The sequence below is a fragment of the Porphyromonas cangingivalis genome (assembly GCF_900638305.1).
Taxonomy (GTDB): domain Bacteria; phylum Bacteroidota; class Bacteroidia; order Bacteroidales; family Porphyromonadaceae; genus Porphyromonas_A; species Porphyromonas_A cangingivalis.
The window spans coordinates 751544-775477 of sequence record NZ_LR134506.1 but is presented as its reverse complement, the minus strand read 5'-3'; the positions used below and the strand labels follow the sequence as shown (position 1 = coordinate 775477).

Genomic DNA, 23934 nt, shown 5'->3' with positions numbered 1-23934 from the left:
AAGTATTATAACGAAGAATGAAGATTTATAGCCAAATAGACGAATTTATATCGTATCATGATGGTACTCCTATTGCTGCAACCATCGGTTTTTTTGATGGTGTGCATCGGGGGCATCAGAAACTTCTTTCAGAGCTCATACAGCGATCAAAAGAGATAAAGGGAGAATCCCTCGTGATCACGTTCGATGAGCATCCTGCCAAGGTACTTTTTCCAGAAGCGACTCCTCCTGTGGTGTTGAGCTCACTTGCGAATAAGATCAACCTGATAGCGGAGATGGGGGTGGATCACCTTATAGTGATACACTTCACCAAAGAAATTTCTGCCATAGAGCCGCATGCTTTTATCTCACCTTTGATGGAGCGTGGAGGGCTCACAGATCTCGTCATGGGGTATGATAATCGGTTTGGCCGTAGGAGCGACATGAGTCTTGATGATTATGACGCCTACATCAAGTCGTGGGGGATCTCTTTGAGGCGAATCACTCCTATGATCATCGATGGCGTGACTGTGAGCTCGTCCGTGATCAGAAGGCTTGTGGCTTCATGTGAGTTTGACAAAGTACAGACATTACTCGGTCGTCCGTATGGCTTCAAAGGCCGAGTAAAGCATGGGCAGAAGATCGGGCGTACCATCGATTATCCGACGGCAAACATTCAGCCCGTTGACCCTGATATTTACCTTCCGGAGATCGGTATCTACATCGCAGAGGTAAGGGTGGGGGATGAAATTCTCCCGGCAATGGCTTATTACGGTGGTCGTCCCACCATCGACGAGTCTCATAGACTTGGTCTGGAAGCTTATATACTCGATTACTCGGGAGATCTTTATGACAGAGAGATTGAGATAGGCTTCAGACACTTTTTGCGCGAAGACAAGAAGTTTGATTCGATCCAAGAGCTTGCCGAGCAGTTGAAAAAAGACGAAGCCGATACACGTGCATACTTCAAGGCGCATGACCTGTCGATGCTGACTCTCAAGGGGGTACTCTTAGAGGACTACAGAAGATGAAAAGGATCGAGATAGCAAAGATCATCCGACAGAAGTACAACGGCTACTTACCAAAATGGGTAGTAAGGCTCATTGAAAAGCTCATTCATCAAGATGAAATCAATGACATACTCGCCCTTCAGAACCATGTCGATGGAGTGGCTTTTGCGGACAAAGTCATGGAGGCTTTGCGATTCTCTGTCAGTGTACACAATGGCGAGCTTTTACCTCAGAGTGGACGGTATATTTTCATATCCAATCACCCTCTTGGAGGAGCTGATGGGGTTATTCTCACCTCGGTGCTGGGTAAGTTTTACGGAGGTAAGATCAACTTTCTTGTGAATGATCTCTTGATGAGTATAACGCAGTTTGGAGACGTGTTCCTACCGGTCAATAAATATGGTCGACAGAGTCGATCACACCTTCAAAAGATCGAGGAAGCACTGTCCTCTGATCGACAAATCGTCACTTTCCCGGCCGGACTTTGTTCGAGAGAGGAAGAGACTGGAGATATCAGAGACCTTCGTTGGTCTCACTCTTTTATCAAGATGGCACGCAAGTATGATAGAGATATCGTGCCAATCTTTTTTGACAGTCAGAACAGTCCAAACTTTTACAAGTGGGCACGAAGGCGTGTTCGCTTGGGAATGAAGTTTAACTATGAACTGATTTTGCTCCCTGATGAACTCTTCAGAGCCAAAGGGACAGATTACAATATCTACATCGGTAAGCCAATCCGATTGGGAGATCTTGACAAGAATGTCCAAGATGACAACTCTTGGGCTCAGTCTCTCAAGGACTACATCTATACTATACCCGTACAGCCTCAATTCCGATAATATCAATACTATGACCCCGGAACCAATAATCGCTCCCATCCCCACAGAGATAATAGCCAAGGAATTACACTCAGGTCTCTTGTTGCGGAAGACAAATAGAGCCGGCAATGAAATATATACATTCAGTGCTCACGAAGCTCCCAACGTAATGAGAGAGCTCGGACGACTGCGTGAGGAGGCTTTCAGATATTATGGAGGTGGTTCGGGGCAATCGGTGGATATTGATCGCTTCGATCTGGAAGTCGATGGTTACAAACAACTTATTGTATGGGATCCTGAGCACAAAAAGATTATAGGGGGGTATCGATATATTTTGGGTGAGGATATCAGGATCATAGACGGCAAGCCTGATATCGCCAGTGCTAAAATTTTTGATCTTTCACCACTATTTGTCCAAGAGTTTTTGCCCAAGACAATAGAGCTTGGCCGATCGTTTGTTAGGCTGGAGTACCAACAAGCACGCCTTTCTCCTAAATCTATTTTTGCACTTGATAATCTTTGGGATGGTCTCGGTGCTGTCTCTATGATGTACCACGAGTATGAGTACTTCTTTGGTAAAGTGACGATGTACAAAGAGTACAATGTCCAAGCCCGAGACCTCATTTTGTTTTTTCTCAGGACACATTTTACCAATGCTCCCGAGCTCGTAACTCCTCTGAATCCCATATCCATAGATACACCTATACAATGTCTGGAAGATGTGGTAAGAGGGAACGACTTCAAAGAGGATTACCACAGACTGAATCAGGCAGTTAGAACTCTCGGAGTCAATATTCCACCACTTGTAAATGCCTATATGGGGCTATCTTCGACAATGAGATATTTTGGCACTTCTATCAATCCGGATTTCTCTGGGGTAGAGGAGTCCGCTATTCTTGTTCCCTTCCTGGAGATCTCCGAGGACAAGAAAAAAAGGCATATGGAGAGCTTTTTGAGGGATGCTGCCAAACGTTTACCTTCGACCCTCCTTCAGCAGATCAGAAGTAAACTTGGCTGTTAGACAGCTGAATTTCCCACCAAGTGCGAAAAATAAAGTACCTTTGCGGAGCGAATAGATGACTTTTTACATAAGATCATGAATATGAGAGTAAGAAATTCCATACGTTATATTTTATTTTTTGTGGTGCTTTTCGTAGGAAATAATGTCATAAACTTATCTGCACAAGCACCCGTACAGAGTATCTTTGACCTCTTGACAAAGGGGGGAGCCAACAAGGGTAAAGTCACCATCACTCAGTCCTCATACATCAGAGGAGTCGTAGGCAAACGCCCCGAGAGCTTCATCGCGATGGATACCCAAGATGGATATTCGAAGATGAAAGGCTATCGCATTCAAGTGTATAGTGGCAATCGCTCAAACAGTAAGAATATCGCAGAAGAGCGAGCTCGTCGTATCGCTGAAGTCAAGCCGGAGTACAGTACCTACGTGCAGTATAAGGCTCCATTTTGGCGACTCCATGTCGGCAACTTCCTTACTTATCAAGAGGCTCAAGCGGCTATGTATCAGCTTAAGTCAGCAGCTCCTTCTTATGCCAAGGAAATGATTGTGGTGAGGGATCAAGTGTTTATCCAACAACTATAACTAAAATATAGCGCATGTCAATTTTAGACACATCAAAAGGGTATCATACCCAAAAAACATCAGACGAGGAAGAAGAAAAAATCATATCCGATCTCGCCGTACACTATAAGTCTACGATCAATATTCTCGGAGAAGACATCAACCGTGAGGGGCTGGTCAAAACGCCTCAAAGAGTGGCTAAGGCCATGAGATTCTTGACACAAGGGTATCGTCAAGATCCGGCTGCAGTTCTTCGTTCGGCGATGTTCAGAGAGGATTATCAGCAGATGGTCATTGTCAAGGACATAGACTTCTATTCGATGTGTGAGCATCATATGTTACCATTCTTTGGCAAGGCTCACATTGCTTATATCCCCAATAAGTATATTACGGGGTTGAGCAAGTTACCTCGGGTTGTTGATATATTTGCTCGTCGATTGCAGGTGCAAGAGCGTCTCACTACAGAGATCAAAGATTGTATTCAAGATACACTTAATCCTATGGGAGTAATGGTCGTCATCGAGGCACAGCACATGTGTATGCAGATGAGAGGTGTACAGAAGCAAAATTCAATCACAACCACGAGTGACTTCACAGGAGTCTTCCAGGATCAGCGTACTCGTGAAGAGTTCATGAGTTTGATCCGATCAAAGTAATTTATGTTGACTGTTTAGTAGCCTATATCAAAGGCTAATAGCTATGCCTATCCTGATAGATCATCCGGGTAGGCATATTTTTTGTCGAGCTCTGACGATTGCCCGAAAAGATTTGTTCTTTTGCATGACTTTTTATGGAGATGAAGACATCGCAAAAAGTACGGCGACTTGAGTATGTACTCAGGTCGCCGTCGCTTTTTGATGTTTAAGAGTCTGGGTTACCAAACCAATACTCTGTCCTCAGGTGCGAGGTACATAGGATCTCCTTCTTGGATATCGAATGCTTCGTAGAACGCCGGTATGTTGCGGAGAGTTTGGTTGACACGCCATTCACCGAGGCTATGTACATCCACCTTGGTGAGTCTGAGGATGGTTTCCTTACGGATATTTTGTCCCCATACTCTTGCATAGGCGATGAAGAATCTTTGTTCGGGTGTCATGCCATCGATGAGCTCTTGCGGCTTATCGCCCATTGCTTTTTTCATAGCTTCGAAGGCTACGATAAGACCACCTTGGTCAGCAATGTTTTCGCCAAGAGTATTATGACCATCAGCGTGTACATCGTCAGCTACGATAATTTGGTTGAACTGATCGACCAACTTAGCTGTCGAAGCATTGAACTTCTCTTCGTCTTCTTTCGTCCACCAGTTGCTCATATTACCATTCTTGTCGTATTTGCGACCTTGGTCGTCAAATCCGTGTGTCATCTCATGACCGATGACGACCCCGATGGCACCATAGTTGACAGGATCATCAGCATCAAGGTTGAAGAATGGTGGCTGGAGAATACCTGCAGGGAAGCAGATTTCGTTTGTGGTAGGATTGTAGTATGCATTGACGGTGTGAGGGTTCATGTACCACTTGTTGACATCCACAGGCTTGTTGAGATCTGCTATGTTCTTTTCTGTCTGATACTTGCCATACTTAGATACAAAGGCATATAGAGACGAGTCATCCACTTCGAGCTCTGCATAGCCCTCCCACTTGTCAGGATAGCCGATCTTTACCTTGAATGCCGCCAACTTCTCTTGTGCATTTTTCTTTGTCTCATCCGACATCCATTCGAGAGAAGCAATTCGTTCAGAGAGAGCAATCTTGAGATTTTCGACGAGTGTGGTCATGCGCTCCTTAGCTGCTGCAGGGAAGTGTTCTTTAGTATAGATCTTACCCACAACTTCACCGAAGGTGTCATCGACAAGCTCTACGGCTTCTTTCCAGCGAGGTTGCATTTCTTGTAGCCCACTCATAAGTTTGCCACTGAAGTCGAAGGATGCCTTTCTGAAGTCTTCACTCAAGTAGTCTGCCGCACCGTTGAGGGTGATGACCTTGAAGTAGTTCTTCAAGTCTTCGAGGGCGATCGTGTTGATGAAGGTATCAAACTTCTTGATGTAGTCTTTTTGGGCAACGTTTAGTGTCTCAAAGTTCTCAAGACCCTTTCTTTGGTTGAAATAAGTCTCCCATGGGAACTTATATGCCGATAGGAAGGCAGATCTCTCAGTCTTGTTCCAATTGAGCTCAGGTTCCCTGAGTTGGATCTTGGTATAGAGGATATCTGAGAGTTTCTTCTCTGTGGCATAGACATTTTTGGCGATGTTCATGGCATCTTCTTCGGTCGCGCCAGAGAGTGTCAAGAGCTTGGAGATGTAGGTGAGATACCCCTCTTGGAAGTTCTTGTAGTTAGGGGCGTCTTGATAGTAGTCTTGGTCGCCCATGATTAGAGAAGGCTGTGCAAGCTCAAGGATGTGACGGCTGCTGTTGTCGTTGTCTATGGTCACATAAGTGTAGAATAAGAACTGGTTGCCGTTGTTTGCAGACTCTGCAAGGAAGTTAACCAAACCATCCATGTCACCGATAGCATCGATACGCTCCAATGCGGCTTTCACAGGGGTCGCACCGTCTGCGTTGAGCTTGTCCTCATCCATTGCGAGGGTATAGAGGGTCTTTGCTTTAGCTTCGTCGGAGCCTGCCACAGAGCCATCCAAGTGCTCGATGATATAGCGAGCGATGCTCTGTGCCGAGTCTCTCAAGACATGGAACGATCCATAGTTACCGTACTCTTCCTTGAGTGGATTCGCAGCCATCCATCCACCATTCACATAGCGGTAGAAGTCTGCCTTGGGGTTTACACTCTTGTCCATGGCAGTCGTGTCAATCCCTGGCACGACCACTCTTTCTTTCTCTTGGCTCTTCTGTGGTTGACAACCTGTGAAGAGCATCGTTGCACATACCATTCCGGCGAATGGTAAAAGAACTTTCTTCATAAAATAAATATTGACTTAGGTTGAAAAAATATGTATGGTTTTCTCATTCAAAAACTCCGACCAGTCGTCATCTCCCGTTTATTGTCGGGGAGAGACATCACTGATCGGAGTCAGATGTTGTTATCTTGGGCTTTGTGTGCCTTTTGTCCTTATCTTACTTGATGTGAGGGTTGATAGTGTGCCACTTATCTACCGGAGGTAGGACCCCCATCTCGATGACTTGATCTCTGAGATCACAGAGGTGCTTGTAACTGCTTTGTAGCTCTGCCATCTCAGTCTCGGTGCCCTTGACATCGGTGTAAGATACACCATCCTTGGTAATCTTTGTCTCCATCGCCATCATGATGTGATCAAACCCACCGGTGGAGACATAACAACCTGAAGGCCATCTGAATGCTTCGCCACCCATGGCAGCTCTGATCATCTCGATGGATACGTACGATGGACTCTGGAAGGACGAGCGACCACGTAGCTTGATGATGTTTGCACCACCCTTTACGACTCTTTCGCGAAGGGCTGCCCAAGCCTCATTTGTAAGTTTATCCGTACCGATAAGATCGGTGAGAGGAGTCCCATCGACTTTTGCCGAAGATGCGAAGACTGCCATTTGTTCTCCATGACCACCATAAGTGCGGGTGTTAGTGACCTTGCTTTGCTCGATGCCGAAGTGCTTGGCGATTTCACTCTGAAGACGGGTAGAGTCGAGACCTGCAAGGGTCGTCAGACGAGATGGATCGATGCCTGCGTAGAGCATGGTCACAAGACCGGTGATGTCTGCGGGGTTGAAGATGATGACGACATGCTTGACGTCAGGACAATATGCCTTGATGTCTTTACCGAGCTGTGCTGCGATCTCAGCATTACCCTTTAGGAGGTCTTCGCGAGTCATACCCTCTTTTCTGGGCGCACCACCTGATGATACGATATACTTTGCACCGGTAAAGGCTTCCTTTATGTCTGATGTGAATGTGATATGGACACCTTCGAAAGAGCAGTGTCGTAGTTCTTCTGCCACCCCCTCAAGCCCATTGGCGAATGGGTCGTAAAGGCAAATGTTTGGAGTCAAGCGCATCATTGCTGCTGTCTGTGCCATATTCGAGCCGATCATACCGGCAGCTCCCACGATCGTTAATTTTTCGTTAGTCAAAAAGTTCATACTCTATTATTCTTTTGAAGGTAAATACTCGGGCTATGCCTCATGTTCACAAATATAACAACTATAATCCGAATATAATATTAATGTCGATGCCAAATTCGTACAAGTCCAAAGACTTGACTTAGATACGATATCTAAATTTATGCTACCTTTGTCGCATCATTTTTTGTAACGAAACAATTATGCGTCCTTCGATAAGCGTTATTTTCACGACATACAATCAACCCCTATGGTTGCACAAGGTTCTTGTAGGCTTCAGCATGCAGACTTTCACCGACTTTGAGGTCATCATTGCCGATGACGGATCAGGGCCGGAGACACAGCAGGTGATAGACGATGCCAAGACATGGGCTACTTACCCCATCAAGCACGTTTGGATAGAAGATACGGGGTACCATAAGTGTGACATCCTCAATATGGCTATCATGCAGGCAGAGGCAGATTATCTCGTTTTCACCGATGGCGACTGTATCCCTCGCAAGGATTATCTGCAGGTGCACTGGGACAATAAGTCTCCTCATCGTTTTCTCTCCGGTGGCGCTGTTCGTCTGCCGATGGGCATCTCTCTTGCACTCACGGATGAGGACATAAGGAGTGGGCGAGCTTTTGACCGTGATGAGCTAAACAAACTCGTCGAGGGAGAGAAGGTCAAGTCTCTCAAGCTCTCGAAGTGTCCCATCATCCCTCCTCTCATGAATGCTGTATCTACCGTGAAGGCTTCGTGGAATGGAAATAACTCTTCGTGTTACAAGGAGCATATCTTGGCAGTCAATGGTATGGATGAGCGTATGAAGTACGGCGGGCAGGATAGACAGCTGGGCGAACGCTTGACCAATATCGGTATCACGGGCAAACTTGTTCGATACAAGGCCACGATGCTGCATCTCGATCACAAGAGAGGCTATGTGACGGAAGAGGGATGGAAGTTCAACAACCAACTTCGCAAAGAAACTCGTTCAGAGAAAGTTACTTGGAGTCCTTATGGTATCTTGAAGGTAGATGAGTGTCCGAGCGAATTGAAAGAGGCTTCGTTGCGACGTAAAAAATCCTGACGTATGACTTGGACAATGAGATTGTCTCTCGTTCTTCTGTCGCGTGTCAGAATACATGCTGTCGCCGGACAGAAAGCATTTTGCCAACGCGTGGAAATATTTCTGTTCCTGTCGGAGAAAAATTGAAAAGTCTCATCTTCCTACTCTGTATAAAAAAGAGTGGAGGGATATGAGCCTGAATATCGCAGGCACATATCCCTCCACTTTTTATCTTATCGTGTACGAAGAGAGGGTGGGAGTGTGAGCTTCTCACCCAGCATGCGGTCTGCCTCGGGAGTCCGTGTGCGGTCGTGACCTCCGGCAGGAGAAAATGTGAGTTCTCCGAAATATATTTTACCTTGAGATAGGTAGAAGTCTACACGTACAAGAGGAAAATCTTGCGATAGTACATCAGCGTAATCAAACATCTTGGAGACCATCTCTCGGTCCAAGTCTGCAGGAAGTTCGCCCTCATCGCCGTATTCGATGTGTAGCCTGTTGAAATCCCGGTCGATGTACCTGAATTTGGTCTGTCCGCTCCCTCTGTCGAAGCAGAGCATGCAGCAATAGGGAACACCATTGAAGCAATATATCTTGTAGTCCACAGGACTCTCTTGCTCCTCATCCGGCTCGATATAAGCCTCAGTCAATATCTTATGAGGGATGTCTTTGTAGTGCATCTCCGCATGAGTGAGGTGAGACTTCCGTCTGTCCCATTTTTTTAGCTTTTTGATTACCTTGGAGACATCGAGGGTAGCCTTATCCTTACAGATAATGTTCATCCCGAAGCCGAAGTTGTACTTGAGAGCAAACTTCTTCGGTAAACTTTCGAAGTCGATCTCATCCGCACTGTCATACACTGCGATTAGGGGTGTGAGCAAGTGTCCCATTCCCTTTTGTTCGATGTACGCTCTTACTGCCCACTTGTCAGCACATCGTGTGTAGATCGGGTCATAAGGGTGTACATGAAGCTTCAGCCACTGTATTTTTTCGTCGAGGCTTTGGGGCTTTTCTAACTTTGGATAATAGCCATGATACCTCTTGAAGGTCCAGAGGATGTTGCACTTCGGAGACAAGCGTGTGAGGAGTTGCTTCAGGATCTTCATACGAGTAGAGGCTTACAGATATTGATCTACACCGAGATCTGCACGGTACGATGTGGAGGCCATCTGCTCTTCGAGGAGTTTTGTGTTGATGTCTAACCTCTCTGTGCTGAACGATTCATGATGAAGGTGATAGACCACACCACCTCCTTTGAGACAAGACTTTTCGACACCACTCTTAAGGAGTCTGATGATGATGTCAAAGTCTTCGGCCCCCCAGCCCTCATAGGCTTCATTGTAGCCATTGACCTTGATCAGATCGTCCCTCCAGAAAGAAAGATTACAACCCAAGGCATGAGATACCCCCTTTTTGCCATAGAATTTGGCAAAAAGCTTACGTATGAGCTTTGATCTCATGGTGTTCGAAAAGATTCTGAATGATGGCGGGAGTATCCCTTCCCAAGGTATGAGGCGTTTTGCGGCAAGTGTCTTTTCGGACATCTCTGGAGAGAGCAAGATGCGCCTTCCGCAGACAAAACCGTTCGGCTTTGCAATCGAGAGGTGATCGGCGACAAAGTGACGCTTGACGATACAATCTCCATCGACGAAGACAAGGTAATCGCCGGTAGCTTTGGCAATCGCTTTATTGGTGATTTTGGCTTTGCGGTATCCATCATCTTCTTGCCATACGTGTACGATGGGTATAGGAGATTGTGTGCGAAGTAGTTCGATCATATCTCGTGTGTCTTCTCTCGAACCATCATCGGCTATGATGATTTCGTTTGGAAGATAGGTCTGTACGAAAAATGACCTGACGACGACATACAAGGCTTCAGTCCAGTTGTATGTGGATATGATGACACTTACCTTGGGGGACGAGTTGTGTTGCTCTTTTGTTACCATGATCTAAAATTGATATACCGTGGCTTATAGGTACTGACTTACCCCTTTTTCAGTGCGATAAGTCCCTTTTTCAAGTTGTTTTTTCAGAAGTTCTCGATTGATCTGCAGTCTGTCCTGACTATTGTACGTGTGTTCCAAATGATACTGGACTGCACCTCCTTTGATACAACATTTTTCGACACCCATGTTGAAGAGTCTCACGACGACATCATCATCTTCGGCGCCCCATCCCTCGTAGGCTTCGTTGTAACCATTGATAGCAAGGATATCTTTCCTCCAATAGGACATGTTACACCCCGAAATATAGTCCAAGACTCCTCTCCCATAGTACTTTGCAAAGAGTTGTCGCATGGTGTTTGACCTGATGTTGTTGAGATAGCTTCGATAGTCTATCGAAGAGGGGTGAGCCCATAGAGAGAGCTTCTTTCTACTCAATGTGGTCTCGGTCGCCTTAGGGTCAAGATAGACCCTCCGTCCACACAGAAATCTATTCTCTTTAAGCAGTGACAGATGATCCTGTATGAAGTGTCGCTCAAGGATACAATCCCCATCAATCTGGACGATGTAGTCCTTGGTACATCGAGCTATGGCCTTGTTGCGGATCTTTGCCGCTCTAAATCCTTTGTCTTCCTGCCATACGTGTACGATGGGTATGGATGTACTTTCTCTGATGGTATCGATCAATGTCTTTGTCTCTTCTCTTGAACCATCGTCGGCGATGACTATCTCGTCGGGCGGTATAGTCTGACAGAGGGCTGACTTGAGTACGAGCTCCAATGCCTGTGGCCAATTATAAGTCGTGACCAACAGACTTATGTCAGGGTAATTCTTTGTTTTGGGCATATTAGGTTGAGAGTAAAGATAATTTGATCAGAAGTGATTGTAGCGATTTTTCCAAAATTTTTTGTGGTAGTGAAATATGAGATCTCGAACTTTCTGAGGGTCTGCACCTATAGCTTTTGCATATTCGTCCGAGAGCACTTCGAAGAATGCTTTTCTACCCCATAGTCTGCAGAAGTTGCGACATCCATCCTCAAGAGACACCGGGACGAACTTCACGCGGTTGATGTCCACCACGCAGAAAGAGTATTCTCCCGGTTCGACTTCATCAAAGAGTATGTTACCAGGAGAGAAATCCTTATGATATACTCCTTTTTTGTGAAGATCTGCTGCAAATCGAGCGAAAGCCCTTACCGTGGCATCACGACCGTTGAGATCGCTGTCCCCAAACTCATACATCGTTCTGCTCAATGGGCTTTGAAATGTCACGAGATAACTATGTTTCACGCAGAGTCCTGCACGATGAACCATGTAGCCGATAGGGGCAGGGGTATCTATACCCATTGCCTTCATTCGGATGGCATTCTCGTACGCACGTACTGCTTTGGGTTTTCTGAATGTTGCATAGATAAACCTATTGATGAGATTGGGTTCCTTGAATCTCTTTGCATTAAGTATGATGCCATTATCAAGCTCGAAGATCTTGATCTCATTTCGCCCTTTGTAGATGGTCGTCCCCTCTCTGTGAAAGGATTGATCCAATCCCTCCACAAAGTCACGATAGTTCTCACACTCCGGGGCAATGACGATAGTTCTCATATTACAATGGTAATTTGTTCAAAGTTAACCATAATAATTCATTCGCTTGTTTTTGCCCGCGGCAATCCTTCTTATCAACTAACTGTACAAGGCTTCACTCGTCTAAAAAGAATGTGTAGAAGGAGTGAAATCGAATCTTACGACTTTCATTGTCGAGCGGTAAAACTTGATGATGAAAGTCGTAAGACTTGATTTTGTCGATCGTACGGATGTTTCTTTATCTTTTCATGAGTAGGGGGATGAGTTCTTTGAAAAACTTTGATCTATCCTCATCTCCCTTGATATTCTCTATCGGGAAGCCTATCACACATGCACGGTGGGCTCTTCTGAAGAATGAGCCTGCACCTACGTTATCTTCCTTATAGTGTAGCACACGACCACCACCTTCGGCAGGGAAGATGGGTGCACACTCAGTGCCTTCGGTCAGTACGAATGTGCGTCTGTCTTGTTCGTTGCGGTGCTCCGTTTGTATGCTACTACCTTCTGTGATACTGACTGGAAGAGGATAGTCGTAGCCCAATATGTTGCGAGCAAAAGCTCTGACAGCATCCGCTTCTGACGAAAGGTCTTCGGGGGCAAATACGGAGTTTAGATAAGAGCCGGATACGAGGATACCACCGCCGTTGAAAGCAAAGGCTTCGAGTGCAAGGCGTATCTCCTCATCAAATGGGGCAAATCTTGCAGGTCTTGCAGGATGTATAGCTTGCTTAGATTTCTGCTTCCCGAGCAAGAGGTCGACCACATCGTAGTTCTCCAACACATCGGGATAAGATCGTATGTATGCTTTAGAAGCCGAGCCGTAAGAGTAGCCGGCATCCAATAAACTTTTTCCATGTCGTTTGATGTAGTCAAAAGTATTGCCTTCGATCACTTGTGGACGACCCGAGTCCGTTGGCATACCGATATCTCTACGATCGGTGATGGCTGTACCTATACCTGCAAAGACTCTCTCTGTCTCGTTGTATTCCATCTCTGCGACTTTGTCATAGCCGTTGATCACGAATACTCGTCCCTTTGCGAATGGTGAGATACCGCAACTTAGTTCTTCAGACTCGAAAGAAACTCCACCCTCATTCGCCGCAACGATCTTGAAGCGGTAGTTCCGTCCGGGTGCGATGGGTACGGTCGTAGTGGTATTCTTTATGATCTTACCTTGATCGAAATATCCCTCATCGATAGCCGTGTAGAGAATATAATGAGAGGGAGTGGCCGTAGGCTCTATGCTGTCTTGTGTGGGATGCCAAGAGAGTCGAGCCAGAGCATCCTCGGCATCGATATCTATCGAAAACTGTCGAACCGGAAGAGGGTGTACCACAAAAGGCAGGTCATACTCTGTCGATAAGTAACGCAGTATGCCTTTGTAGATCGCACGCGCTACGGTAAACTTAAATGCAGGGTCGTGTCCATAGCACATATCTTTGAAGTTTTGGTGCGACAAGAGCTCCAACAGTACCCCGGGGACACTGCCCCAGGTAGCCTCGGAGTAGTTCTTGTCCCACATCCCACGGCGTTTCCAATCCGGGTTGTGAGAGACGCGGACATCTCGTACGATATAGCTCTGAACAATGTCTGTGAGTTCTCTCGCCATGAGTCGATCCATCCCGGAAGGATAGAGACCTTGGTTCCACTTTGTATTGAAGATCGCCAATGTCCCCAGCACATCATCTACGTTTTCGCGCACTCCTGCATCGGTATGAAGGGTAAGGGAGAGATCAATGGGGATATTGAGGCCTTCCTTGTTGGGATTGATCGCCGTGCCTCCGGTGAGGTAGCTTACCCAGACAGATCTGCTCTTGTAGTCATCAGTGTAGTCGTCTTGGCTCTTGAATCCGTTGTAAAGAGAGTCCGGCACACCTGCCCACTGCATCCAATACCTGGCGGCCTCCGCATATCGTGGCATGCCACTCGTCACTTCGGGCGAAGCCGGTACTTTGACCCAGCGTCGTCTCCTCTTCACTTTTGTTGCAGGCATCGAACGTTTGATATTGCCCATCCCACCGCCTATTTTTACAGCATCGGCAGAGATGACCTTCCCCTTGTCTCGTGAGATATTGCTAAGTGATATGCCTTGATCACGTTTCCCGGCTTCAAAAGGGAACGATCCGAGGTAAATCCAAGTCCCTCCTCCCATGGTCTGATTGACCTTGAAAGACGAAGTCCCCCTCGCATGATGTACGGTATAGAGTGCATCCTCCACGCTGTTGGGAAAGCTTTGATAAGAGACATATACCGCAAGGGTCTCATCCCTGACGATGGTGGGGTGCCATCGTACTTCGCTCTCTTTGCGTGTCGATGACAAGTGTAGACGACTTGTCCCTGACTTGAATGGATTTTCGTTGTCTTTCCAAAGGCTTTGGGTGTATCCGAAGCCCTTGGATACTGTTTCCCAACCTTTGTCGGTCTCTACATACTCTCCCTTGGTAAAATGACTTTTGTCATTGTCCACGATGTACTCTTGGGCAGAAAGGTCTCTCTCATGAGGGAGGAGTACTATCGCTCCGCTATTTTCGAGCATCGGTATTACGTATGGGATCATGTAGGAGAAGCTGAGGAGATCCTCTATCGTGCCGTTCATGAGTGGGCGTTGCCACCTCCAGCGTTTTGACTTGTTGTCGTAGAAGTATCCGTGACTCCGCCACAGAGCCAGGTGTCTCCCTTGAAGGGCGGCAGAGGCTGTATGTATCGCATCGACAGGAGTCACCAATGGTCGTTGTCTGTTGTTGCCCGTGGTGAGATCGGACCATCGACCTCTTCTCCGTTCCCCACCAAAGGCGATGGGGATGAGGTCCTCGATGTTGTATTCATTGGTGCGGACACATATTTTCTTCGGACTGTGTCCATAGCGACCATAGAGCTCTCCCAGGCGGTCATAGATACTCTTTACTCTCTCTGTCCTGAATGGTATGTAGCTCGCCTGCTCATTGAGTATGATGAACAAGGTGTCGCCGCTGTAATAATGTCTGAGTGCCTTGCATCGACCGATGTGAAGCTGCAGGGGTTGCGAGTCTGTGATGATCTGAGCCACCTCTTCCAGGCTGACAGAGTCCGGTGGCACTGTCGGTGACTGAGCATGAAGGGCGGTGACTGATATGATGGTTGAGCATAAAACTCCGAAAATACGTTTGTACATATACTGAAAGTACGATTAACTTGTTCAATGATCTAAGTACAAACATACTCAATCTTTCCCTAAACGATACGATTATTGCGTGGATATATTTTCTTTTGGGTTTGGGGACTTTGTCAAGTGGGCTTTGTCAGCATAAGACGAGTGGAGGTGAGGATTCTGTCTTGCGCCGGAATGTATACTGTTGCGGAGCAGAATGCATTCTGCCGTCGTACAGAAAACTGACGAACTGTCGCATTGACATGCTGTGCATTCGCATCCGAACACATATCGCAAATGATGATATTATTACATAATTTATTGTCGTTTTTTGGTTTGCAGCTTATCTCTGTCGCTCAATTATGCTATCTTTGCGCACAATATATATATCATATAATTAAACTAAATCTTTCAATGAAACATCGTTTTTTACTACCCGCTTTGCTCGTTGTGTCATTGGGTGGCATGGAGGTTTCGGCTCAAAGTGTTGTGCCCGAACGCCCTGTGGACATCAATGTCAAGAAAATCTTCAAGAGTAAGCGTCAGAAGGCTAAAGAGGAAGCCGAGAAAAATCAAGGTAAAGCACCCTCTCAGGATGCTCGAAAGTATTCGGAGCTCACAGCCGGGGCTTCAATGTCCGATGGCTTGGTGCGCACTATATTGAAGGATGATAAGCTCTACTTTGAGCTCAATGATTCCATCTATGGTAAGGATCTGTTGATTTCCAATCGTATCTCTAAGACTTCGGACAACACAGACTTCGTTGCCGGGCAGATGGTGACTGATCCTCTCCTCTTCAAGTTGGAAAAACAGGGCAAGAAGGTCTTCATGTATTATGTCCCCACTGTCAATACTATTGATGAGGATGATCCTATCGCACCATCGTTCAAGAAAAATTTCAGTGCTCCTATCCTCAGGGTGTTTGATGTCGTTGTGAGCAATGGCGATAATGCTGTCATTGACATGACTTCTTTCTTCTTGGGTGCGGAGTCCAATATTTCTCCCATAGCCAAGGCCGGCCGTAATGGTGGTACTCAGATCGTTCAGGCTTCGCAGTTCAGTAGCGTGAAGAGTTTCCCAAAAAATGTCGAAGTCAAGAACATCATGTCTTTCCGCAGTATGGATAAGGCCTATACCATCGAGACTCACAGGTCGGTGGTGATCTTGCCTGAAGAGCCTATGCGTATGAGACTTCAGGACAACAGAGTGGGTTACTTCTCATCTAATCGCCTGAGATTTACGACGAACCTCGACAAACTTGATCCTTATCAAATCATCCACAGATGGAGGCTCGAGCCTAAGGATAAGGATGCTTATTTCAGAGGCGAACTCGTAGAGCCTATCAAGCCTATTGTGTTCTATGTCGACACTGTCTTCCCTGCAAAGTGGAAAGGTGCTGTCAAGGCCGGTATCTTGGACTGGAACATCGCTTTTGAGCAGGCCGGCTTCAAGAATGCTGTCATCGTCAAGGATTACCCATCTGCTGCGGAGGATCCAAACTTTGATCCCGATGACTTGCGTTACTCTTGTGTCAAGTACGCAACGACAACCATTGCCAATGCCATGGGCCCCAGCTATGTAGACCCACGAAGCGGTGAGATCCTCAATGCCGATGTCATCTGGTATCACAACCTCACACAGCTCCTACACAACTGGAGGTTCACCCAGACCGCTGCTGTCGATAAGCGTGTCCGCACGACTCGATTCCCTGACGAAGTGATGGCGGAGTCTATGAGATATGTGGCTGCACACGAGATAGGCCATACCCTCGGTCTGATGCACAACATGGGGGCTTCGCACGCATTTACGGTGGAGCAGCTCAGAGATCCTGCCTTTACCCAAAAGTATGGTACTACTCCAAGTATCATGGACTATGCTCGTAACAACTTCGTAGCACAGCCCGGAGACTTTGAAAAAGGGGTAAGACTCACTCCACCCCTCATCGGTGTGTATGACATCCATGCCATCAACTGGGGTTATCGTCTCATCCCGGGCGCAAAGGACTTCAGAGATGAGTACTCTGTGCTTTCTTCTTGGATAGATGCAAAGAAACATGACCCTATGTATGTCTTCGGTGCTCAGCAGATCATCACGCTCGACCCTACCGCTCAGACAGAAGACTTGAGTAACGATCAGATCAAGGCCGGTACGAACGCGATCTCTAACATGAAGTACATCATGAAGCACTACAAGGAGTGGTTGAGTGAACCCGGTAAGAGGGCTGATAACCTCGAAGAAGCTCACAGAGACATGGTACAACAGTTCCTCCGTCACCTCAGACATGTCACTCCATTTGTGGGTGGTCGTATGTACTACGAAAACAGACAAGGGGATGGACAGTATCCTGTGTACTATGTCGATAAGTCTCGCCAAAAACAAGCCATCAAGTGGGTTGTCTCTAATCTTAGAGAGATGAACAATTGGCTCTACGATAGCGAGACCCTTCAGAGTTATGATGCATCGGGTCACGCAAAGGCTGCGGCTGTCTACTACGCGATAGTGCCTTCTGTGATCTCAGACCTCTTGGCACCATACCGCCTCCTCGGCGTGATCGAAGGTAATCGTGCCAAAAAGAGTACAAAGTATTCTCTCGAAGAGATGCTTAATGACGCGACTCGTGAAATCTATGCTGCATCCTATGCAGGTCGCAAGCTCTCGGATATCGATATTGCCATCGAGGATGCCGGCATCAGGACTCTCATTGCTTATGGATCGCCAAAGAGTGCAGCGGCTGCTTCGGCACAGAAGAGACTGACCGAAGCACAAGAGACCGTCGATGCGCTCTTCACCACAATGCCTTGTCATAGCTGTGCTTCTTGTGCTTTGGGTGCAGAGCATAAGCAAGATCAGACCTCATTCGTGCGTATCAATATCATGCCGGCTCGTCCTGCAGAGTATGAAGTGAAGCCGGCAATTCTTGCCAAACTGAACGATGTCCGTAAGCTCTATCGTCAGCGTGCAGCCTCTACATCTGATGCGAAGACACGTAACTTCTATAAACTTTGGGAAGAAAAATTCAAAGACTTGCTCGATCACTGATCATAAAGAAATGAGGATGGCAACATCCCTCTGAGAATCAATAGAGAGAGGATATTTGACGAGGTTTTGTCAAATATCCTCTTTTGATTTTTTATTATTTATTCGTTACTTCTCTGTCTTTGGCAAGCCGAAATTGGAAAAATTTTTACTACTTTTGAACAGTGAAAAGACAGGTGTATATCCGCCTGTTTTTTCTTGAACTAATGATTTAATATTCTGAAATAATGAAGATAATTAAGCGAGACCACCGGCAGGAAGACTTTACGTTTGACAAGATTAAGAGAGCCATAAACAGAGCATTTTTGGCTTGTGAAGAGAAGATAGAAGATAGTGACCTGGATCTTATCTGTGAATATCTTGGTGAACAACTTGTAGGAAGAGACTCCATCACGGTGGAGACTATTCAGGACATGGTTGAGACGGAGTTGATGAAGAGAGGCTACTACAAAGTGGCCAAGGCTTATATCCTCTATCGAGACAAGCGAGGGGAGTTCCGAGCTGTGATCGAAAACTTTAGGAAGATCATCAGTGATGAGGAAATCATCCGTCTCTTGAAGGATGTTCAGGCTTCTTATAGCGCACGTCAGTACAGTCTGGAGCTGTTGTTGGTTAAGTTTCAGGCTTTCTACAAGGACGATGTCAATATCCTTGATACCCTTATCAAAGCTTCTGTCGAACTCATCACACCGGAAGCTCCCAACTGGGAGTTTGTGTCGTCTCGCTTACTTTTACTGAAGACAGAGCGTAGTATCAGACAGCAGGAGCATGACCTCGGATTGACTTCCTTGCACGATAAGCTACGCTACCTCACCAACGAAGGGCTGTATGGTGCATATATGCTGGATGCTTACAACTTCGATGATGTCCAAGAGCTTGAGGCTTACTTGAATGAGTCACGCAATAATCTTCTTACATATAGTTCTCTACATCTGATCTGTAAACGGTATTTGATCACCAATCACAACCATCAGTTGTTGGAAAGACCTCAAGAGATGTTCATGGGGATCGCGATGCACCTTGCCATCCCTGAGGGCGAGCGCAGGGTCGAGTGGGCAAAGAAGATCTATGACATCATCAGCACACTCAAGGTCACTATGGCTACGCCCACGATGAGCAACGCTCGTAAGCCACTCAGTCAGCTTTCCAGCTGTTTTGAGGACGTGATGCCAGATAGTCTCATAGGTATATATAGGACAATCAATAACTTTGCCCAAGTCTCCAAGTTTGGTGGTGGTATGGGCATTTATATGGGCAAAGTCCGTGCTGTGGGAAGTGATATCAGGGGGTTCAAAGGTGTGGCAGGTGGAGTCCTGAAGTGGATCAAACTCTGTAATGATACAGCCATTGCTGTCGACCAGCTTGGGGTGCGTCAGGGCTCTGTTGCTATTTATCTTGATGTTTGGCACAAGGATATGCCTGAGTTCCTTCAGATCCGTACCAATAATGGTGACGATCGCATGAAGGCGCACGATGTCTTCCCAGGAGTTTGTTTCCCAGACTTGTTCTGGCGAATGGTACAGGAGGATATCGACGGTAATTGGTACATGATGTGCCCTCATGAAGTCAAAACAGCCAAGGGGTATAGTCTCGAAGATTACTACGGAGAAGAGTGGGAGAGACGTTATAACGAATGTCTCCAAGATAACCGCATCTCCAAGCGTGCCATCAAGGTAAAAGATCTCATGAGGTTGCTCATCAAGTCTGCCGTCGAGACAGGTACTCCATTTATTTTCAACAGAGATACCGTCAACAGACTCAATCCGAACAAGCATCAGGGGCTTATTTACTGTTCGAATCTATGTACTGAGATCGCCCAGAATCAGAAGGCCATCAAGACAAAGCAAACGATCATCAAGGTCGAGGATGGGCAAGATATCGTTGTCGAAGAGACAATCCCCGGGGATTTTGTCGTTTGTAATCTTGCTTCCCTTGTCCTCGGTAATATCAATGTCAAAGATGACAAGGAGATGCAGGAAGTCATCAGCACGATTGTAAGAGCATTGGACAATGTCATCGACCTAAACTTCTATCCTATCCCCTATGCGGAGATCACCAATCAGAGAATGCGCCCCATAGGGTTGGGTACGAGTGGATACCATCATCTGCTCGCCAAGCATGGGATCCGTTGGGAGAGTGACGAGCACTTGGTGTTTATGGATGAAGTCTTTGAGAAGATCAATTACTATACCATACAGTCTTCTTGTCGTTTGGCTGAAGAGAAGGGTATGTACTCTCACTTCAAGGGTAGTGACTGGGACAATGGAGATTACTTCAGAGATCGTAACTATAATGATGAGAAGTGGATGGCTCTTGTTGCCGAGGTGCATAACAAAGGCATGCGCAACGGCTACTTGATGGCGATAGCCCCCACAAGCTCGACTTCTATCATTGCCGGTACTACGGCAGGTACTGACCCGGTTATGAATCGTTATTTCCTCGAAGAGAAGAAGGGAAGTATCGTCCCTCGTGTCGCTCCACAACTGTCTGATGATACGTTTTGGCTCTATAAGACGGCTCATCAGATAGATCAAAACTGGGTCGTTGATGCAGCAGCCGTTCGTCAACGTCACTTGGATCAGGCACAGTCTGTCAATCTGTATATCGATCAGACTGTCACCTTCCGAGGTGTCATGGATCTTTATTTGAGGGCATGGAGCAAAGGGGTGAAGACCCTCTACTACGTCCGAAGCAAATCTCTTGAAGTCGAAGAGTGCGAGACCTGCTCCGCTTAAGCCTCCAAGGATCACTATATTATCTAACAACAAAAAATGACAAGATATGCAAGAACTAAAGAAAAAAGCTCTTTTCAACGAGTACGGTGACGTCGAGGTGAATAAGCGTCGTCTGATCAATGGAAATACGACCAATCTTAACGACTTCAATAACATGAAGTACAGTTGGGCTTCGGCTTGGTATAGACAAGCGATGAACAACTTCTGGATTCCGGAAGAGATCAACATGAGTCAGGATGTCAAGGACTATCGTCTTCTTTCTCCTCAAGAGAAAGTTGCTTATGACAAGATTCTTTCGTTCCTTATTTTCCTTGACAGTATTCAGACCGCAAATCTCCCTTATGTCGGAGAGTATATCACTGCCAACGAGGTTAACCTCTGTCTCACCATACAAGCGTTTCAGGAGGCTGTACACTCTCAGTCATACAGCTATATGCTGGATACGATATGTTCGCCCGAAGAGCGTACGACCATCCTCTATCAATGGAAGGATGATGAGCACCTCCTTGCTCGTAACAAGTTTATAGGGGACATCTACAATGAGTTCCAAGAAAACAAGAGTCCTGAACAATTGCTCAAGACCATGGTGGCCAACTATATCCTCGAAGGTGTCTACTTTTACTCCGGATTTATGTTCTTCTACAATCTCGGACGTAATGGAAAGATGCCCGGATCGGTACAAGAGATTAGATACATCAATCGTGATGAGAACACCCACCTTTGGTTGTTCAGATCAATGATCCTCGAGCTTCAAAATGAGATGCCTGAACTCTTTACGGAAGAAAATAAGACCATCTATCGTGAGATGATCAAGGAGGGTGCAGAGCAAGAAATGAACTGGGGGGACTACGTCATCGGTGATGAGATCGAAGGCTTGAATAAGCAAATGGTCAGAGATTATATCAAATATCTCGCTAACCAGAGGTCTCGTAGCATCAATCTCGGTACTATCTATGAAGGTTATGATGATGAGCCAGAGAGCATGAAGTGGGTGTCTCAGTACAGTAATGCAAATCTCATCAAGACAGACTTCTTCGAGGCCAAACCAAGTGCCTACGCTAAGTCTACCGCTATCGAAGATGACCTATAATCCATCATAATTGTTTGTCTCTTTGTCAAGAGGGGCGATTTTGAAGAGAATAAGTCGCTACTATTGGGGGCAGTGTTGATTCTATAGAACAATACTGCCCTTTTTTATATTAGGATGTAACTTTAAAAAACAGGAGTTGAGAGATTGAGTATTCTTATTCATTTTGTCATCGAACGAGACTTAAAATGAGCTAATGTCCTTTCAACTCTTTCAAAGTATCAAAATTGTTGTTATCTTTGAAGTCCCAATGTGAGGCTATGTGTAAATGGTCTTACAACAGAAGAAAATTTTACTAATCTATAAGACTTTATTTAACATGAAAAAGTGGCTATGTGAACCATGCGGTTGGATCTACGATCCAGCTGAAGGCGACCCAGATGGCGGTATCGCTCCAGGAACTGCGTTTGAAGATATTCCAGATGATTGGGTATGCCCAGTCTGTGGTGCAGGTAAGGAAGACTTCGTTCTTGTTGAAGAATAATACTTACCCCAGCCTTTAAGCTTGGAATAAGATAAAAGGGACTGTGTCGTGACTATGATTTCGACACAGTCCCTTATCTTTTTATTTTTCTTTTATCTGTTTTTAGGGAACATTCCGTTTTTCTTACGACCTTTGCGGAGGCTTGCCTCGATGTCGGAGCAGGGCACTCAATGATACACGATTTATGATAAAGAATTTACTATTTGACCTTGGGGGGATTTTCATCAGGTTGACCAGAGATAAGAGCGTGGCACACTTCCGCTCTTTGGGGATACATGATGCTGATGAGATGCTTGATCCTTATTGTCAATCGGGGCTTTTTCTTGACCTCGAACTGGGACGATATGATTCGGTTTCTTTCGCCGAGAAACTCTCCGAGGTTTATGGGCGTAATATATCTGAGGAGGATGTGTTCAGGGCTCTGTTGGACTTCGTGAGAGAGGTGCAACCGTACAAGTTTGACTTTATCTCTGAAGAACTCCCCAAGGATCTTCGTCTCTTTTTGATCTCAAATACCAACGACTATGTCTATAAGTGGGCAAACTCTCCCACATTTCTTCCGAATGGCAGACCTCTCGATACCTACTTTGAGAAGGTGTATGCTTCGTGTAAATTGGGGATGTGCAAGCCTGAGATAAGGCTCTTTGAGCACATTATCAAAGATGCCGGTATAGATCCCGGTGAGACACTGTTTATTGATGATGGACCCGAGAATGTCCGTGTGGCACGCTCTTTAGGTTTTGTGACTTATTGTCCCGAAAACGGAGAGGATTGGACATCTGTGCTTCGAAAGATGCTTTGATACATTCAATATTGTATGGGAGGTCTTATATTTTCTTACAAAACGATTGCTGCATCGTCATCAGGTATTTTTACGGAGAAGAGGAGTAAGTTCATATCTTTTGCTTTTCCGATATCCTCGGAGGAGGAGGCAGCCATGCATATCGAAGCGATACGTAAAGAGTATTACGATGCCCGTCACGTGTGTTGGGCATATGTATGTGGTGAGAAGAGTAGGGTGGAGCGACTCAATGATGATGGAGAGCCATCATCTACAGCGGGCAAGCCAATTTTGGGTCAAATCCATAGTAAAGAGCTTACCAATACTCTTGTGGTTGTCATTCGTTATTTTGGTGGGGTGAAGTTGGGTACAGGAGGGCTCATTCAGGCTTATAAAGCGGCGGCACTCGAAGCTCTCGATGCTGCAGAGATTGTCGAGCACGAGCTGCTCACAAGATATGTGTTGGAGTTTGATTTTGACTACATCAATCCCGTGATGATGCTTCTGCGAAATTATGGTGCCATCACGATAGACAGTGATACTGATGTCAATGGTTATATTTGGACGGTGGATGTTTATGATAGGGATGTCGAACGATTCGAGCAGGAGGCAGAGACGCTTTACAAGTTGAGCGTAAAAAAGAAAACAGAAGAGGATGAATGATTTA

The 23934-nt window shown here is 46.1% G+C and carries 19 protein-coding genes; 12 read left to right on the top strand and 7 right to left on the bottom strand.

Annotated features, from left to right (window positions below):
* Window positions 1–17: 17 nt before the first annotated feature.
* The 5 genes from EL262_RS03280 (at window position 18) to folE (ending at window position 4045) form a co-directional block, all read left to right on the top strand.
* Entirely contained in the window at window positions 18–1010 is a 993-nt protein-coding gene (locus EL262_RS03280; protein WP_025838185.1) for a bifunctional riboflavin kinase/FAD synthetase, read from the top strand.
* Window positions 1007–1828, top strand: a complete 822-nt coding sequence (gene glsA, locus EL262_RS03275) for a 1-acyl-sn-glycerol-3-phosphate acyltransferase (protein ID WP_025838187.1) — start codon at window positions 1007–1009, stop codon at window positions 1826–1828. The genes EL262_RS03280 and glsA overlap by 4 nt, the downstream gene beginning before the upstream one ends.
* A gap of 10 nt (window positions 1829–1838) precedes the next feature.
* A complete protein-coding gene (gene glsB, locus EL262_RS03270) occupies window positions 1839–2828 on the top strand; it encodes a glycine N(alpha)-acyltransferase GlsB (protein WP_025838189.1) in 990 nt (329 codons plus the stop codon).
* Between the two features lie 81 nt (window positions 2829–2909).
* Window positions 2910–3410: an SPOR domain-containing protein gene (locus tag EL262_RS03265; protein WP_036853626.1), complete on the top strand. Its 501-nt coding sequence runs from the start codon at window positions 2910–2912 to the stop codon at window positions 3408–3410.
* Between the two features lie 14 nt (window positions 3411–3424).
* Entirely contained in the window at window positions 3425–4045 is a 621-nt protein-coding gene (gene folE, locus EL262_RS03260) for a GTP cyclohydrolase I FolE (RefSeq protein WP_078735744.1), read from the top strand.
* Window positions 4046–4263: 218 nt separating this feature from the next.
* Here folE and EL262_RS03255 read toward each other — a convergent pair whose 3' ends face one another.
* A complete protein-coding gene (locus tag EL262_RS03255; RefSeq protein ID WP_025838192.1) occupies window positions 4264–6306 on the bottom strand; it encodes a M13 family metallopeptidase in 2043 nt (680 codons plus the stop codon).
* Window positions 6307–6460: 154 nt separating this feature from the next.
* The gene (locus tag EL262_RS03250) at window positions 6461–7462 is read right to left on the bottom strand and encodes a malate dehydrogenase (RefSeq protein WP_025838194.1); all 1002 of its coding nucleotides are present in this window, start codon (window positions 7460–7462) and stop codon (window positions 6461–6463) included.
* A gap of 182 nt (window positions 7463–7644) precedes the next feature.
* Here EL262_RS03250 and EL262_RS03245 point away from each other — a divergent pair, with 182 nt between their 5' ends.
* Window positions 7645–8514 carry a glycosyltransferase gene (locus EL262_RS03245; protein WP_078735745.1) on the top strand — a complete coding sequence of 290 codons (870 nt, stop codon included), beginning with the start codon at window positions 7645–7647 and terminating at the stop codon, window positions 8512–8514.
* A gap of 212 nt (window positions 8515–8726) precedes the next feature.
* Here EL262_RS03245 and EL262_RS03240 read toward each other — a convergent pair whose 3' ends face one another.
* The 5 genes from EL262_RS03240 to EL262_RS03220 form a co-directional block, all read right to left on the bottom strand.
* Window positions 8727–9599 carry an ATP-grasp fold amidoligase family protein gene (locus EL262_RS03240; RefSeq protein ID WP_025838196.1) on the bottom strand — a complete coding sequence of 291 codons (873 nt, stop codon included), beginning with the start codon at window positions 9597–9599 and terminating at the stop codon, window positions 8727–8729.
* A gap of 12 nt (window positions 9600–9611) precedes the next feature.
* Window positions 9612–10439 carry a glycosyltransferase family 2 protein gene (locus EL262_RS03235; protein WP_078735746.1) on the bottom strand — a complete coding sequence of 276 codons (828 nt, stop codon included), beginning with the start codon at window positions 10437–10439 and terminating at the stop codon, window positions 9612–9614.
* Window positions 10440–10463: 24 nt separating this feature from the next.
* Entirely contained in the window at window positions 10464–11282 is an 819-nt protein-coding gene (locus EL262_RS03230) for a glycosyltransferase family 2 protein (protein WP_025838199.1), read from the bottom strand.
* Window positions 11283–11309: 27 nt separating this feature from the next.
* Window positions 11310–12038: a lipopolysaccharide kinase InaA family protein gene (locus EL262_RS03225; protein WP_036853613.1), complete on the bottom strand. Its 729-nt coding sequence runs from the start codon at window positions 12036–12038 to the stop codon at window positions 11310–11312.
* 217 nt (window positions 12039–12255) lie between these two features.
* Window positions 12256–15168: a golvesin C-terminal-like domain-containing protein gene (locus tag EL262_RS03220; RefSeq protein WP_126464348.1), complete on the bottom strand. Its 2913-nt coding sequence runs from the start codon at window positions 15166–15168 to the stop codon at window positions 12256–12258.
* 390 nt (window positions 15169–15558) lie between these two features.
* On the opposite strand from EL262_RS03220, the gene EL262_RS03215 reads away from it, so the two are divergent.
* The 6 genes from EL262_RS03215 (at window position 15559) to EL262_RS03190 (ending at window position 23930) form a co-directional block, all read left to right on the top strand.
* Window positions 15559–18183, top strand: coding sequence for a zinc-dependent metalloprotease (locus tag EL262_RS03215; protein ID WP_159442735.1), 2625 nt, complete (start codon window positions 15559–15561; stop codon window positions 18181–18183).
* A 224-nt stretch (window positions 18184–18407) separates the two neighbouring features.
* On the top strand, window positions 18408–20915 hold the full coding sequence (locus tag EL262_RS03210; protein ID WP_078735749.1) for a ribonucleoside-diphosphate reductase subunit alpha: 2508 nt from the start codon (window positions 18408–18410) through the stop codon (window positions 20913–20915).
* A gap of 46 nt (window positions 20916–20961) precedes the next feature.
* Window positions 20962–22005: a ribonucleotide-diphosphate reductase subunit beta gene (locus tag EL262_RS03205; protein ID WP_025838201.1), complete on the top strand. Its 1044-nt coding sequence runs from the start codon at window positions 20962–20964 to the stop codon at window positions 22003–22005.
* A gap of 316 nt (window positions 22006–22321) precedes the next feature.
* Window positions 22322–22486, top strand: coding sequence for a rubredoxin (gene rd, locus EL262_RS03200; protein WP_078735750.1), 165 nt, complete (start codon window positions 22322–22324; stop codon window positions 22484–22486).
* A gap of 184 nt (window positions 22487–22670) precedes the next feature.
* A complete protein-coding gene (locus tag EL262_RS03195) occupies window positions 22671–23288 on the top strand; it encodes an HAD family hydrolase (protein WP_025838203.1) in 618 nt (205 codons plus the stop codon).
* Window positions 23289–23303: 15 nt separating this feature from the next.
* The gene (locus EL262_RS03190; RefSeq protein WP_078735751.1) at window positions 23304–23930 is read left to right on the top strand and encodes an IMPACT family protein; all 627 of its coding nucleotides are present in this window, start codon (window positions 23304–23306) and stop codon (window positions 23928–23930) included.
* Window positions 23931–23934: the final 4 nt, after the last annotated feature.